Origin of the sequence: Comamonas sp. AG1104 (genome assembly GCF_003350425.1) — a bacterium.
GTDB classification, from domain to species: domain Bacteria; phylum Pseudomonadota; class Gammaproteobacteria; order Burkholderiales; family Burkholderiaceae_C; genus Comamonas; species Comamonas testosteroni.
The window spans coordinates 158,088-172,274 of record NZ_QQAS01000008.1; the positions used below are offsets into that span (position 1 = coordinate 158,088).

Below are 14,187 nucleotides of genomic sequence, written 5' to 3' on the forward strand. Positions count from 1 at the left end.
TGTTTCCATCCATGAAATCCGGGCCTGTTGCGCAGTACCCGGGTCAACCGTTTTCCTGGTCACGATGAAGCCCCGTATCCGAAGTGTGAGCCTGTGCAAATACGCCAAGGTGGCGAATGAGCTCGGCATCGATCCGCTGCGCATGTTCCGCCAGGTGGGGCTGGATCACAGCTGTCTGAGCTCTCCCGACCTCATGGTTCCCGAAGCGGCATTTGCGCAGTTGCTCGAGGCGTCGTCCGCCCAAGCCGGCCAGGCGTCGCTGGGCCTGCTCATGGGCTCGCATTGGCGTCTGTCCGACTTCGGGCCGATCAGCCTGCTGCTGCAGCACCAGGCCAGCCTCTCCAGCATGCTCAAGACCTTCAAGGACTATGACCACATGATCAGCACCACCGTGGGCACGGAGGTGGTGACCCAGGGGCGTTATTCCATCATCCAGCTGAACCTGGATACCGAGCGCGAGAGTCCGGGGCGTCACCCGGTTGAGTTGGGCATCACGGCGCTGATGAGTCTGTGCCGCTATCAGCTGGGCAAGCACTGGAGCCCGGCCAGCATCCACTTCTCGCACAGCGCACCGGGCAGCACCATGAGCCATCGCCGCGTGCTGGGCAGCGAGATCGTGTTCGGCTCGGACTTCGACGGCATCGTGGTGAGCAACGAGGATCTGGAGGCCATCGATGCCGATCACGACAGCCTGATGGAGAGCCACGCCCGCAGCCTCATGGAGAGCCACGCACCGCGGCCCATGGCCAGATCGCTGGAGCAGCAGGTGCGCAGCACCTTGCAGTCGCTGCTGCCCCACGGCCGCCACAGCATTGCCCATGTGGCCGGCGCGCTCGGCTATACGGCCCGTTCGCTGCAGCGGCACCTGGAAACCCAGAACACCAGCTTTCAGGAAACGCTGGACGCCGTGCGCAGCCAGGCCGCGCTGCGTGCGCTGCAGAATCCGCAGCTGTCGGTGAGCGAAGCGGCAGCCCAGACCGGCTTTGCCGAGAACAGCTCATTCACGCGCTGGTTCAGCAAGCATTTTCAGCAAAGCCCCAGCAGCTGGCGCCAGCAGAATCTGAGCCGCAGGCTGTCCTGAGAACGCAAAGACGTTCCAAGACTTCTTTCCGAATGAAGACGCCAGCCTGCGTGCTGGCGTTTTTCATTGCGGCTCAGGGCTGGGGCATCGCGGCCAGCCGGGTGGCTTCGGGCTGGGCCTTGGCCAGCAGAAAATCGATGCAGGTACGCACGGCCTTGGTCTGATGCCGGTTGGGCAGGTAGAGCAGATACATGTGGGTGCCGAAAATGCTGAGCCGGTACTCGTCCAGCGTGCTCAGAACCTCGCCCGTGGCCAGTTTGTCCTGCACCACATAGTCGGGCACCAGGCCTACCCCCAGGCCGGCCAGGATGCCGTCGCGAAGAAAAGGGAAATGCTCGGAGATCATGGTGGGCTCCAGCATCACCTCGTGGCGCTCGGTGCCCAGATAGGCGGCCAGGCGCAATTGCCGCCCCGTGACGCCGGCGGTGATCAGCGGGCTGGCGCGCAGGGCATGCAGGGTTCTGGGCAGGCCGTGGGTCTGCGCATATTCACGGGAGGCGCAGGCCAGGTAGCGCACCGTGCCCAGGCTGCGCGCCACCAGGGACAGCGGCGGCTCCTGGATCACGCGCACGATGATGTCCACATCGTCGCGCAGATTGTCGGCCCGGTTCTCGAACAGCACGTCGAGCACGATGCCCGGGTACAGGCGCTTGAACTCGATCAGCCACTCGCTCATCACGATCTGGCCGTAGCCGCTGGGCACGCTGATGCCCACACGCCCCTGCAGGCTCTGGCCCAGCGCCGTGATGGCCTCGCGTGCGGCCAGCATTTCGTTGTGGATGTTGCGCCCGTGCTCGTACAGGCGCATGCCGATCTCCGTGGGCTCCACGCGGCGCGTGGTGCGCTTGACCAGTTGCACGCCCACGGATTTTTCCAGCTGGGTCAGGTGATAGCTCACATTGGCGCGCGTCATCTTGAGCTTGCGCGCCGCCTGACTGAGATTGCCGCTATCGATGATTTCGACCAGCAGGGTCAGCGATTGGGAGTCCATGGCGTGTTTGTCCAATTTCCTTTGACAGTCTGTCAATGATTCATGGGATTGTTAGAAAACATTGTCGTCGTAAGAATAAAGCCCATTCCATAAAGAGATTCAGGAGACACGCATGACCGCCCAAGCCAGCACCTCTGTCGTCGAACTCAGGCAAGACGGTGACGTCCTGCTCGTCAGCGTCAACAATCCGCCCGTCAATGCGCTGGGCGCTGCCGTGCGCCAGGGTCTGATGGCGGCCATGGAGCAGGCCGATGCCGGCGCCGCGGTCAAGGCTGTGGTCATCGTGGGCGAGGGCAAGGCGTTCATCGCCGGTGCCGATATCCGCGAATTCGGCAAGCCCCCGGTCCAGCCTTTCCTGCCCGATGTCTGCAACCGTATCGAGGCCTGCAGCAAGCCCGTGGTGGCCGTGATCCACGGCGCGGCACTGGGCGGCGGTCTGGAGATCGCCATGTCGGCGCATTACCGCCTGGCGCTGCCTGGCGCGAAGCTGGGTCTGCCCGAAGTCTCTCTGGGTCTGCTGCCCGGCGCTGGCGGCACCCAGCGTGCGCCGCGCCTGATGGGCGTGAAGGCCGCAACCGAGCTGATGCTCAGCGGCCAGCAGATCGGCGCCAAAGCCGGACTGGCAGTCGGTCTGGTGGACAAGCTGGAAGAGGGCACGGACCCTGTGGCTGCGGGTCTCGCCTATGCGCGTGAGTTGCTGGCGCAGGGCGCGCCGCTGCGTCCCGTCAGCGCCACGCCGGGCCGTCTGGCCGACAAGGCCGCCGCCCAGGCGGAACTCGATGCGCTGCGTGCCGACACGGCCAAGAAGTCGCGCGGCCTGTTCTCGCCCCTGAAGATCATCGACTGCGTGCAGGCCGCGCTGGATCTGCCTTTTGCCGAAGGCCTGAAGTTCGAGCGTGCCCAGTTTCTGGCCTGTATCGACAGCCCGCAGCGTGCCGGCCTGATCCACGCCTTCTTTGCCGAGCGCGAGACGGCAAAGATTCCCGAAGCCCGCGCTGCCCAGCCGCGCGCCTTCAGCAAGATTGCCATCATCGGCGGCGGCACCATGGGCGCGGGCATCACCGTCTCGGCGCTGGATGCCGGCCTGGTCGTGACCATGATCGAGCGCGATGCCGAATCCATCGCACGCGGCCAGGCCAATGTGGAAAAGGTCTACAACGGCCTGATCGCCAAGGGGCGCATGAGCGAGGAGGCCAAGGCCGCTATTCTTGCGCGCTATACGCCATCGACCCGCTATGACGACATTGCCGATGTGGATCTGGTGATCGAGGCGGTCTTCGAAGACCTGGAAGTCAAGAAGGCCGTTTTCAAGGAGCTGGACCGCGTCTGCAAGAGCGGCGCCGTGCTGGCCACCAACACCTCGTATCTGGACATCGACGCGATTGCCGCCGTTACCAGCCGCCCGCAGGATGTGATCGGTCTGCACTTCTTCAGCCCGGCCAACATCATGAAGCTGCTGGAGATCGTCGTGCCCGCCAAGGTGGCGCCCGATGTGGTGACCACGGCCTTCGAGCTGGCCAGGAAGATGAAGAAGGTGCCGGTGCGCGCCGGCGTCTGCGACGGCTTTATCGGCAACCGCATTCTGGCCACCTACAAGCAGGCCGCCGACTATCTGATGGAAGACGGTGCCAGCCCCTACGAGATCGACGAGGCCGTGCGCGGTTTCGGCTTCGCCATGGGGCCCTTCCAGGTCACCGACCTGGCCGGCGGCGATATCGGCTGGGCCACGCGCAAGCGCCGCGCCGCCACGCGCGACCCCAAGGCCCGTTATGTGGAGATTGCCGACCGCATCTGTGAAAACGGCTGGTTCGGCCAGAAGACGGGACGCGGCTTTTACCTCTACCCGCAAGGCGCGCGCATCGGTCAGCCCGACCCCGAAGTGCTTGCGATTGTGGATGCCGAGCGCGCCAAGAAGGGCGTGACGCCGCGAGCGTTCACGGCCGAGGAAATCATGCGCCGCTACATGGCCGCCATGGTCAACGAAGGCGCCAAGGTGGTGGGCGAGGGCATTGCGCTGCGCCCGCTGGATGTGGACGTGACCTTTATCTCCGGCTACGGCTTTCCGCGCCACCGCGGAGGCCCCATGAAATGGGCCGATATGCAGGGCCTTGACAAGGTGCTGGCCGATATCGAAGCCTTTGCCAAGGAAGACGCGCTGTTCTGGAAGCCTGCGCCGCTGCTGCAGAAGCTGGTGGCCGAGGGCAGGAACTTCGAAAGCCTGAATAAGTAACACCCCTGAGCCGCTGCGCGGCTTCCCCTCTCTCTTCGGGAGGGGACGACGCCATCGCCGCGAGGCGGCTCTTGCTCGGCGTCTTGCGCTTGGAGTGCGCCAGTTTCTATCGCCCGGTTAATTTAAAAAAGTAGCTGCTAGCGATTGATTTGTATGAGTTTCAGTATGAAAAGAATCTGAAATCAATGAATGACAAGCGCAGACAGCTATCAGAAATAGTTTTCAACATTCACAGAGACAAGCACCATGCGTGAAGCCGTTATCGTTTCCACCGCCCGCACACCGCTGACCAAGTCGCATCGTGGCGAGTTCAACATCACTCCTGCGGCCCAGCTGGCTGCTTTCTCCGTCAAGGCGGCGGTGGAGCGCTCGGGTGTCGATCCCGAAATGATCGAGGACCTGATTCTGGGCTGCGGCAACCCCGACGGCTTCCAGGGCCGCAATCTGGGCCGCCAGACCGTGTTGCGTGCCGGGCTGCCGCTGTCGATCGCCGGCACCACGATCACGCGTTTTTGCGCCTCGGGTCTGCAATCCATCGCCATCGCGGCGGGTCGCGTCGTGGCCGAGGGCGTGGACGTGATGCTGGCCGGCGGTATCGAAACCATCTCCGGCATCCGGGCCGGCAACAACCTGCCCACCGACATGGACCCCTGGCTGGTGGAGCACAAGCCCGAGCTCTACATGGCCATGATCGACACTGCCGATGTGGTGGCCAAGCGCTACGGCATCACGCGTGAAGACCAGGATGCGTTCTCGCTGCAAAGCCAGCAGCGCACGGCAGCGGCCCAGGCCGCCGATCTGTTCAAGGACGAGATCATCGCCTGCTCCACACGCATGATGGAGAAGAACAAGGAAACCGGCGAAGTCACCTACCGCGACGTGGTGGCCACCCAGGACAACTGCAACCGCGCCAGCACCACGCTGGAGGGGCTGGCCAAGCTGGAGCCTGTGAAGGGCCCTGGCAACTTCATCACGGCCGGCAATGCCTCGCAGCTGTCCGACGGCTCCAGCGCCTGCGTGGTGATGGAAGCCAGGCTGGCAGAGCGTCTGGGCCTCAAGCCCCTGGGTGCCTTCCGCGGCTTTGCCGTGGCCGGCTGCGAGCCTGACGAGATGGGCATTGGCCCCGTGTTTGCCGTGCCCAAGCTGCTCAAGCGCCACGGCCTCACGGTGGATGACATCGACCTCTGGGAGCTGAACGAAGCCTTTGCCTCGCAGGCCCTGTATTGCCAGCGTCAGCTGGGCATTCCCAACGAGCGCCTCAATGTCAACGGCGGCGCGATTGCCATCGGCCACCCCTTTGGCATGACGGGCGCACGCCTGACCGGCCACATCCTGCTCGAAGGCCAGCGCCGCAAGGCCCGCAACCCCCAGGTCAAGTGGGGCGTGGTGACCATGTGCATTGCCGGCGGCATGGGTGCTGCTGGCCTGTTCGAGATCTTTTGACGCCCCCTGAGGCGCTGCGCGCCTTCCCCCAAGGGGGACGGCTGCATCGCTGCGGGGCGGCCCTTGCTTGCAGCCTCTGGCGCAAGGGCATGCCAGTTTGAAGATTAAAGGCGCAAGAAGCCGCGCCATGGATTACCAGGAAATAGCAATGGATTTGCAATTCACCCCCCAGGAAGAGGCGTTTCGCGCCGAGGTGCAGACTTTTCTCAAGGAGAAGCTGCCCAAGCATATTTCGCTCAAGATCAAGGCCGGCCAGCGTCTGAGCAAGGCCGATCAGGACGAGTGGCATGCCATCCTCAACGAGCGCGGCTGGTATGCGAATCACTGGCCCCAGGAGCATGGCGGCCCGGGCTGGGGAGCAGTCGAGAAGTTCATCTTCGACACCGAGTGCGCCCTGGCCGGCGGCCCGCGCATCGTGCCCTTCGGAGTGAATATGCTGGGGCCGGTGCTGATCAAGTACGGCAACGAGCAGCAAAAGAAGTACTGGCTGCCGCGCATTCTGAGCGGGCAGGACTGGTGGTGCCAGGGCTATTCCGAGCCCGGCGCGGGCTCCGATCTGGCCTCGGTGAAGACCATGGCCGTGCGCGATGGAGACTTCTACATCGTCAACGGCCAGAAGACCTGGACCACCCAGGGCCAGCACGCCAATATGATCTTCTGCCTGGTGCGCACCAACCGCGAGGCCAAGGCCCAGGCTGGCATCAGCTTTTTGCTGGTGGACATGAACACCCCCGGCGTGGAGCTGCGCCCCATCCGCACGCTGGACGGCGACAAGGAAGTCAACGAAGTCTTCTTCACCGATGTGAAGGTGCCTGTCGAGAATCTGGTGGGCGAGGAAAACCGGGGCTGGACCTATGCCAAGTATCTGCTGACCTATGAGCGCACCGGCATTGCGGGCGTGGGCTTTTGCATCTCGGCCCTGGCCAAGCTCAAAGTCATCGCCGCCAAGGTGCACAAGAACGGCCAGCCTTTGAGCCAGGATCCGCTGTTCGCCGCCCGCATGGCCCGTGTCGAGATCGACCTGGAGAACATGAAGACCACCAACCTGCGCGTGATCGCCGCCGTGGCCGGTGGCGGCGTGCCCGGTGCGGAAAGCTCCATGCTGAAAATACGCGGCACCGAGATCCGCCAGGAGATCCTGTCGCTGATCCGCCGCGCCATGGGCGTGTATGCCGTGCCCTATATCGACGAGGCCCAGTACGAAGGCTATGACCAGGCGCCCGTGGGCGGCATCGACGAGGCCGCCACGGCCTCGGCCAACTATTTCAACTACCGCAAGCTGTCGATCTTCGGTGGCTCCAACGAAATCCAGAAGAACATCATCTCCAAGATGATTCTGGGCTTGTGAACCTGTAACCCCCTGAGTCGCTTCGCCTGGGCGGCCCCGCACCTTCCCCCCCAGGGGGACGACGCCCTCGCTGCGGGGCGGCGCGGCCGGCCTAGGCCCTTGCTGGGCGTCCCTGGCGAACCGGGCCGTGGCATGCGACACCGACTCGTTCGATTGGGTAGAGAGAATTTGTCATGAACTTCACACACACCGAAGACCGCCGCATGCTGGCGGACAGCCTGAACCGCTTTGTGGCCGAGCAGTACGGCATCGAGCAGCGCAACCAGCTGGCCTATGGCTCAGAAGGTCACAGCCCCGCGCTGTATGCGCAATTTGCCGAGCTGGGCGCAATCGGCGCGCTGTTCCCCGAAGCGGAGGGCGGCTTCGGCGGCTCTGGCTTTGACATCAGCGTGGTGTTCGAGGCACTGGGCCGCGGCCTGGTGGCCGAGCCGCTGCTGGGCGCGCTGGTCGTGGGCCAGGCCCTGATTGCGGCCGGCAGCGATGCGCAGAAGCGCCTGCTGGAGGACATCATCGCCGGCGGCGTGATCGCCGCCCTGGCACACGACGAACCGGGCAGCCACTACGAGCTCAACAAGGTCACGGCCACCGCGGCCAGGAGCGCCACGGGCTGGGTGCTCAACGGCGCCAAGAGCGTGGTGGCCTTTGGCGAAAAAGCCGATCTGCTGCTGGTGTCCGCGCGCACCGCAGGCGGCGTGTTCGATACTGCCGGCATCAGCCTGTTCCTGGTCGACGGCAAGGCCGCCGGCATCGCCAAGCGTGGCTATAGCCGCATGGAAGGCGGCCGCGCCGCCGAGCTGACTTTCGAGAATGTGCAGCTGGCCGAGGAGGCGCTGCTGGGTGCCGAGGGCCAGGGCCATGGCGTGCTCGAGCATGTTCAGGGCTTTGCCCTGCTGGCGCTGGCTGCCGAGGCGCTGGGCGCCATGGATGTGGCCAAGCAGAGCACGCTGGAGTATCTGCAGACGCGCAAGCAGTTCGGCGTTGCCATCGGCAGCTTCCAGGCGCTGCAGCACCGCATGGCCGATCTGCTGCTGGAGGTGGAGCAGGTGCGCTCCACCGTCATCAATGCGGCCGATGCCATCGACAACGCCCAGGGCACCGAGCGCGAGAAGATGCTGTCTGCCGCCAAGTACACCGTGGGATCCGTGGGGACCCTGGTGGCCGAGGAAAGCATACAGATGCATGGCGGTATCGGCATGACGTGGGAGCTGCCGCTGGCGCATTACGCCAAGCGACTGATCATGATCGACCACCAGTTTGGCGACGAGGATCATCACCTGGGGCGTTTCATGGCCTTGACGCAGGCCTGAGCTTCGGGGCTGAGTTGCTGCGGTTTCGCTAGACATGGAGAACATCAATGAGTGACGCTTTGCTGATTCGCCGCGAAGGTGCCGTGCTGGTGCTGAGCAATAACAACCCGGCTGCGCGCAATGCGCTGTCGCCCGCGTTCTACGCGGCCGTCACGACCGCGCTGGCGGATGCTGCGGCCGACGCCAGTGTGGGCGCGGTCGTGCTCACGGGCGAGGGCGGTCATTTCTGCGCCGGTGGCGATCTGCGCCAACTGGCTGGGCGCCGCGAACTGCCCGTGGAGCAGCGCCGAGAAAAGCTCGAAGGCCTGCACGATCTGATTCGCGCCGTGCGCGACTGCCCCAAACCCGTCATCGCCGCCGTCGAAGGCGCGGCGGCGGGCGCTGGCCTGTCGCTGGCCCTGGCCTGCGATATGCTGGTGGCCGCCCGCGACAGCCTGTTCTCCGTGGCCTATGTCAAGGTGGGGCTGACGCCCGACGGCGGCGCCACGGCCTTTCTGGCCGAGTTCGTCTCGCGGCAGGTATTGACCGAGCTGTGTCTGAGCGGCGAGCGCATCAGCGGCGAACGCCTGCACGCTCTGGGTCCCGTCAACCGCCTGGCCGAGCCCGGCCAGGCCCTGGCGGATGCCGTAGCGCTGGCCGCCCAGATCGCGACCGGCCCGGACCAGGCCATGGCCCTGATCAAGGACCTGTGCCGCCAGGCGCCGCGCAATACGCTGGAGCAGCAGCTGGAGCTGGAGGCGCAGCACATGGTGCACTCGCAGGGGAGCGAGGAATCCCGTGAAGGCATTGCCGCCTTTCTCGAAAAGCGCAGCGCCGATTTCACCAAACTGCGTGCTTGAGCGCTGGACAAAACCAAGATTTTCAAGGAGACAAGGCTCATGGCCGACAGCAATACCGAACAGAACCAGGACATCGACTTCCCGCTGGAGGGGGTACGAGTACTTGATCTGTCCCGAGTCTTCGCCGGGCCGCTGTGCGGCATGGTACTGGCCGACTTCGGCGCCGAGGTGGTCAAGGTCGAGCACCCGGGCCGCGGCGACGATACGCGTGACTGGGGCATTCGCATCGGCAAGACCGAGACCACCTACTACAACAGCATGAACCGCAACAAGCGGTCCATCACGCTGGATCTGCAAACGCCCGAGGGCGTGAAGATCCTCCATGAACTGCTGCCCCAGTTCGATGTGCTCATCCACAACTTCAAGACCGGCGGCGCTGAGAAGCTGGGCCTGGGCTATGAGCAGCTCAAGGCCATCAAGCCCGACCTGATCTATTGCGCCGTGGCTGGCTACGACAGCAGCGGCCCCGAGGCCAAGCGCCCCGGCTACGATCTGGTGATACAGGGCGAGGCGGGGTTGATGGCGCTCAACGGCGAGGCAGGCATGCCGCCGCTCAAATTCGGCGTGGCCGTGGTGGATCTGGTCACCGGCATGTATGCAGCCCAGGCCGTGCTGGCCGCCTTGTTCCGCCGCGAGCGCACGGGCAAGGGCCGGCTCATCGAGATGGCTCTGTACGACAGCGGCATCACGGTCACCGGCTACTACGGCCTGGATGCTCTGCAACTGGGGCACGACCCCGAGCGCTACGGCAACGCCCACCCATCCATCGTGCCCTACGGCATGTACGAATCCGCCGATGGCCCGCTGATCATTGCCGTGGGCAACAACAGCCAGTTCGACAAGTTCTGCCGCCAGGTCATCATGCGCCCTGACATCGTCGAGGACCAGCGCTTTTCCACCAACGTCAACCGGGCCAGGAACCGGCTGGAGCTGCTGCCCATGCTCAAGACGCTGATTGGCAGCTTCCCGCGTGATCTGCTGCTCGAGCGCCTGACGGCCGCCGGCATTCCCTGCGGCCGCGTGGCCGGCCTGCACGAGGCTCTGACCAGCGAGCGCACGCGCCGCAGCGGCCTGCTGCGCGACATGCCCCATCCTGTGGCCGGCACCACGCCCGTGTTCGCGCCGCCTTATCGTCTGGACGGCCAACGTCTGCCCATTCGCCATGCGCCGCCCACGCTGGGCGAGGGCACGCGGGAAGTGCTGCAGCGCCTGCTGACGCTCGATGATGCGCAATTGCAGGACCTGCAGACCAAGGGCGTTCTCACGCTACCCCAGGAGCCTTCATGAAGCACCCCCTGAGCCGCTGTGCGGCTTCCCCCGTGTGCACGGCGCCCTCTCTCGCTTCGCGGGAGGGAGCGTACGGGCAGCCGGCGACACCTTCGCAGCGGGACGGCGCGGCCGGCATAGGCCCTTGCTTGGTGTCGCTGCGTTGGGCCGTGTCAGGCTCACAGGCAGCGGACATCTCATAGCGCCAAAAATAACTGAAAAGCAAGTTTAAAGGCCGCACAAGACGGCAAACAAAGACAGCGACTTCATAGGAGACAAACCATGAGCATCCCAGTCACACGCCGCGATCTTCTGCAAGGACTGGCCGCCATCGGCGGCGGCAGTCTGCTGGCCACGGGCGCCAGCAGCGCCTTCGCACAGGCCGGCAAGCCGGCATGGCCCAGCAAGCCCATCCGCGTGGTCGTTCCCTTCAACGCGGGGGGCGCCACCGACATCATGGCGCGCACCATCGGCGAGGTGCTGGCCAAGCGCCTGGGCCAGCCCGTGGTGGTGGACAACAAGGCCGGTGCGGCCGGCATCCTCGGCACCGAGGCCGTGGCCAAGGCAGCGCCCGACGGCCATACGCTGCTGCTGTCGCTCAGCACCTCCATGCTGATCAACCAGTTCCTCTACAACAAGCTGCCCTATAACCCGCAAAAGGACATCGCGCTGATCACCCAGGTCGCGGCAGCGCCCGTCACGCTGGTCGTCCATCCCTCGGTTCCTGCCAACAATATGAAGGAGCTGCTGGCCTATGTGAAAGCACACAAGGGCAAGCTGTCCTATGGCTCCTGGGGCGTGGGCTCGTATGCCCATCTGGCCGGTGCCTATATGAGCAAGACCATGGATGCCGACATGAACCACGCTGCATACAAGGGCGAGGCACCCATGATCCAGGAGCTGATCGGCGGCCAGCTGCAACTGTGCTTTTCCAGCGCGCTCAACACCAAGCCCTTCATTGAGTCGGGTCGTCTCAAGGCCATTGGCGTGACCGGCAAGGAACGCATGGAAATTCTGCCCAAGCTGCCGACCATCTTCGAGCAGGGCGTGACCGACGACGCCTATTCGATCTACGGTTGGGTGGCAATGGGCGCGCCAGCCGGCACGCCCAAGGAGGTCGTGGACCAGCTCTACGGCCACCTGCGCGAAATCATCAAGGACCCCAAGGTGCTGGAGCGCATTACGGGCGCTGGCTTCATACCCATGATGAACAGCCCCCAGGCCTTCCGCGACAACTACCAGCGCGATATGCCGATCTGGAAGGCGCTGGTCGAGCAGGCTGGCGCGAAACTGGATTGAACCCCCTGAGACGCTTCGCCTGGGCGGCCCCGCGCCTTCCCCCTTGAGGGGGACGACACCCTCGCTGCGAGGCGGCTCTTGCTCGGTGTCCCGCGCTTGCGCAGCGACAGTTTCATAGGTTGCGGGTGGCGCGCAGCGCCATGGATCACTGAGATGACCGATTTTCCCGGCCTGCGGCAGCAGGCCGCTACCGACGACTGCTAAGACAGTCCAGACAGGAGACTTCATGCACAAGCGCAATCCCGCATTCCAGGCCTGCACCACCCGGCGCAGCGTTCTGGCCCTGGCCGCAGCGCCGCTGCTGGCCGGCATGGCCGGCGGCGCACTGGCCGAGACCGAATGGCCTGGCAAGATGCTGCGCCTGGTCGTGCCGTTCCCTGCGGGTGGCCCCACCGATACGGCATCGCGCATCGTGGGCCAGAAGCTGGGCGAGCGCCTCAAGCAGACCGTGGTGGTGGAAAACCGTCCCGGTGCCTCGGGCTCCATCGCGGCCGTGCAGGTCGCCAAGAGTCTGGCCGACGGCTACACGCTGATGATGCTGGCCACGCCCACGCTGCTGGCACCCCATCTGTACAAGAAGGCCGGCTACGACACCGTCAAGGATTTCGCGCCCTTGGCCACGGTCTATGACCTGCCCATCGTCATCGTGGTCAATCCTGCGCTGCTGCCCGACGTTACTGACCTCAAGAGTCTGATCGCCCACGCCAAGGCCCAGAAATCACCGCTCAACTACACCAGCTCGGGTGCCGGCAGCTTCGGCCATCTGAGCATGGAGATGCTCAAGCAGATGGCCGGCTTCGACATGCAGCACGTGCCCTACAAGGGCGGCGTGCCCGCCATCACCGACACCATCGGCGGCCAGGTGCCCATCATGTATGCGGACCTCGTGGCCGCGCTGCCCCATATCCAGGTCGGCAAGCTGCGCGCCATCGCCGTGGGTTCGCCCCAGCGCGTGAGCATGCTGCCCGACACGAAGACGATCGTCGAACAAGGCATCAAGGGCTATGACGCCGTCTCCTGGGGCGGTCTGCTCGCGCCCAAGGGCACGCCCAAGGCCGTGGTCGAGCGCATCGCCACCGAAGTCCAGCAGATACTGGCCGACAAGGACGTCCAGAGCAAGCTGCTCCATGCGGGCGCCATCGCCAACTTCCAGAATCCCGCCCAGCTGGGCCAGCGCATCCAGCAGGACTACACGCGCTGGGGCCAGCTGATCCGCGACAAGGGCATTGCAGTGGAGTGACAACGACATGAAGACACGCATCACCGAACTCTTTGGCATCGAGCACCCCATCATCCAGGGCGGCATGCACCATGTGGGCCTGGCCGAGTTGGCCGCCGCCGTCTCAAACGCCGGGGGACTGGGCATCATCACGGGCCTGACCCAGCGCACGCCCGAGCTGCTGGCGCGCGAGATCGCGCGCTGCCGCGAGATGACGGACAAGCCCTTTGGCGTCAACCTGACGTTTCTCCCTTCGGTCAACCCGCCCGACTACCCGGGCTATGTCAAAGCCATCATCGAAGGCGGCGTCAAGGTGGTCGAGACGGCCGGCAACAACCCGCAGAAATGGCTGCCCGCGCTCAAGGAAGCCGGCATCAAGGTGATCCACAAGTGCACCTCGGTGCGCCATGCGCTCAAGGCCGAGGCCATCGGCTGCGATGCCATCAGCGTGGACGGCTTCGAATGCGGCGGTCATCCGGGCGAGGACGACATCCCCAACTTCATCCTGCTGCCGCGCGCCGCAGAAGAACTGAAGATTCCGTTTGTCGCCTCGGGCGGCATGGCCGACGGCCGCTCCCTGGTGGCCGCGCTGGCGCTGGGCGCGGAAGGCATCAATATGGGCACGCGCTTCATCGCCACGAAAGAGGCCCCCGTGCACGCCAAGGTCAAGCAGGCCATCGTTGCGGCCAGTGAGCTCGACACCCGTCTGGTCATGCGTCCGCTGCGCAACACCGAGCGCGTGCTGAGCAATGCGGCCACCGAACGCCTGCTGCAAAAAGAGCGCGAGCTGGGTGCGGCCATCACCTTTGCCGACATCGCGCCCGAAGTGGCCGGCGTCTATCCGCGCATCATGCACGACGGCGACATGGACGCGGGCGTCTGGTCCTGCGGCATGGTCGCGGGCCTGATCCACGATGTGCCTACGGTTGCGCAACTGATCGCCGGCATCATGGACCAGGCCCATGCACTGATCAACGAGCGGCTCGCGGGCCTTGCCCGCTAAGCCTTTCACTCTTCAAAACCAGGAAAGAGCTTTCTCATGAAAATCCTTGTACCCGTCAAACGTGTCGTGGACTACAACGTCAAGGTCCGCGTGAAGTCGGACGGCACGGGTGTGGACATCGCCAACGTCAAGATGAGCATGAACCCCTTTGACGAAATCGC

11 protein-coding genes and 1 pseudogene are annotated in these 14,187 nt (G+C 64.7%); 11 read left to right on the forward strand and 1 reads right to left on the reverse strand.

Features of this window, described 5'->3' with window-relative positions; all coding sequences use genetic code 11:
• Positions 1-64 precede the first annotated feature (64 nt).
• Positions 65-1,081, forward strand: coding sequence for an AraC family transcriptional regulator (locus DFO48_RS21120; RefSeq protein WP_114864667.1), 1,017 nt, complete (start codon positions 65-67; stop codon positions 1,079-1,081).
• 73 nt (positions 1,082-1,154) lie between these two features.
• Here the strand turns inward: DFO48_RS21120 and DFO48_RS21125 are convergent, their stop codons facing one another.
• On the reverse strand, positions 1,155-2,072 hold the full coding sequence (locus DFO48_RS21125) for a LysR family transcriptional regulator (protein ID WP_003072917.1): 918 nt from the start codon (positions 2,070-2,072) through the stop codon (positions 1,155-1,157).
• A gap of 112 nt (positions 2,073-2,184) precedes the next feature.
• Between DFO48_RS21125 and DFO48_RS21130 the strand changes: the two genes are divergently transcribed.
• The 10 genes and pseudogenes from DFO48_RS21130 to DFO48_RS21175 all read left to right on the forward strand — a co-directional run.
• Positions 2,185-4,302: a 3-hydroxyacyl-CoA dehydrogenase NAD-binding domain-containing protein gene (locus DFO48_RS21130; RefSeq protein WP_114864668.1), complete on the forward strand. Its 2,118-nt coding sequence runs from the start codon at positions 2,185-2,187 to the stop codon at positions 4,300-4,302.
• Positions 4,303-4,548: 246 nt separating this feature from the next.
• A complete protein-coding gene (locus DFO48_RS21135; RefSeq protein WP_114864669.1) occupies positions 4,549-5,745 on the forward strand; it encodes an acetyl-CoA C-acyltransferase in 1,197 nt (398 codons plus the stop codon).
• 148 nt (positions 5,746-5,893) lie between these two features.
• Complete coding sequence (locus tag DFO48_RS21140) at positions 5,894-7,093, forward strand: acyl-CoA dehydrogenase family protein (protein WP_114864670.1); 1,200 nt, start codon at positions 5,894-5,896, stop codon at positions 7,091-7,093.
• 173 nt (positions 7,094-7,266) lie between these two features.
• Complete coding sequence (locus DFO48_RS21145; protein WP_114864671.1) at positions 7,267-8,400, forward strand: acyl-CoA dehydrogenase family protein; 1,134 nt, start codon at positions 7,267-7,269, stop codon at positions 8,398-8,400.
• A 47-nt stretch (positions 8,401-8,447) separates the two neighbouring features.
• On the forward strand, positions 8,448-9,239 hold the full coding sequence (locus DFO48_RS21150; protein ID WP_114864672.1) for an oxepin-CoA hydrolase, alternative type: 792 nt from the start codon (positions 8,448-8,450) through the stop codon (positions 9,237-9,239).
• Between the two features lie 39 nt (positions 9,240-9,278).
• Positions 9,279-10,526: a CaiB/BaiF CoA-transferase family protein gene (locus DFO48_RS21155; protein WP_114864673.1), complete on the forward strand. Its 1,248-nt coding sequence runs from the start codon at positions 9,279-9,281 to the stop codon at positions 10,524-10,526.
• A 261-nt stretch (positions 10,527-10,787) separates the two neighbouring features.
• Positions 10,788-11,804, forward strand: coding sequence for a tripartite tricarboxylate transporter substrate binding protein (locus DFO48_RS21160; protein WP_114864674.1), 1,017 nt, complete (start codon positions 10,788-10,790; stop codon positions 11,802-11,804).
• Positions 11,805-12,030: 226 nt separating this feature from the next.
• Positions 12,031-13,044 carry a tripartite tricarboxylate transporter substrate binding protein gene (locus DFO48_RS21165; protein WP_114864675.1) on the forward strand — a complete coding sequence of 338 codons (1,014 nt, stop codon included), beginning with the start codon at positions 12,031-12,033 and terminating at the stop codon, positions 13,042-13,044.
• Between the two features lie 7 nt (positions 13,045-13,051).
• Positions 13,052-14,026 carry a nitronate monooxygenase family protein gene (locus DFO48_RS21170; protein WP_114864676.1) on the forward strand — a complete coding sequence of 325 codons (975 nt, stop codon included), beginning with the start codon at positions 13,052-13,054 and terminating at the stop codon, positions 14,024-14,026.
• A gap of 36 nt (positions 14,027-14,062) precedes the next feature.
• A pseudogene (locus DFO48_RS21175) lies at positions 14,063-14,187 on the forward strand (electron transfer flavoprotein subunit beta/FixA family protein); the annotation flags it as partial.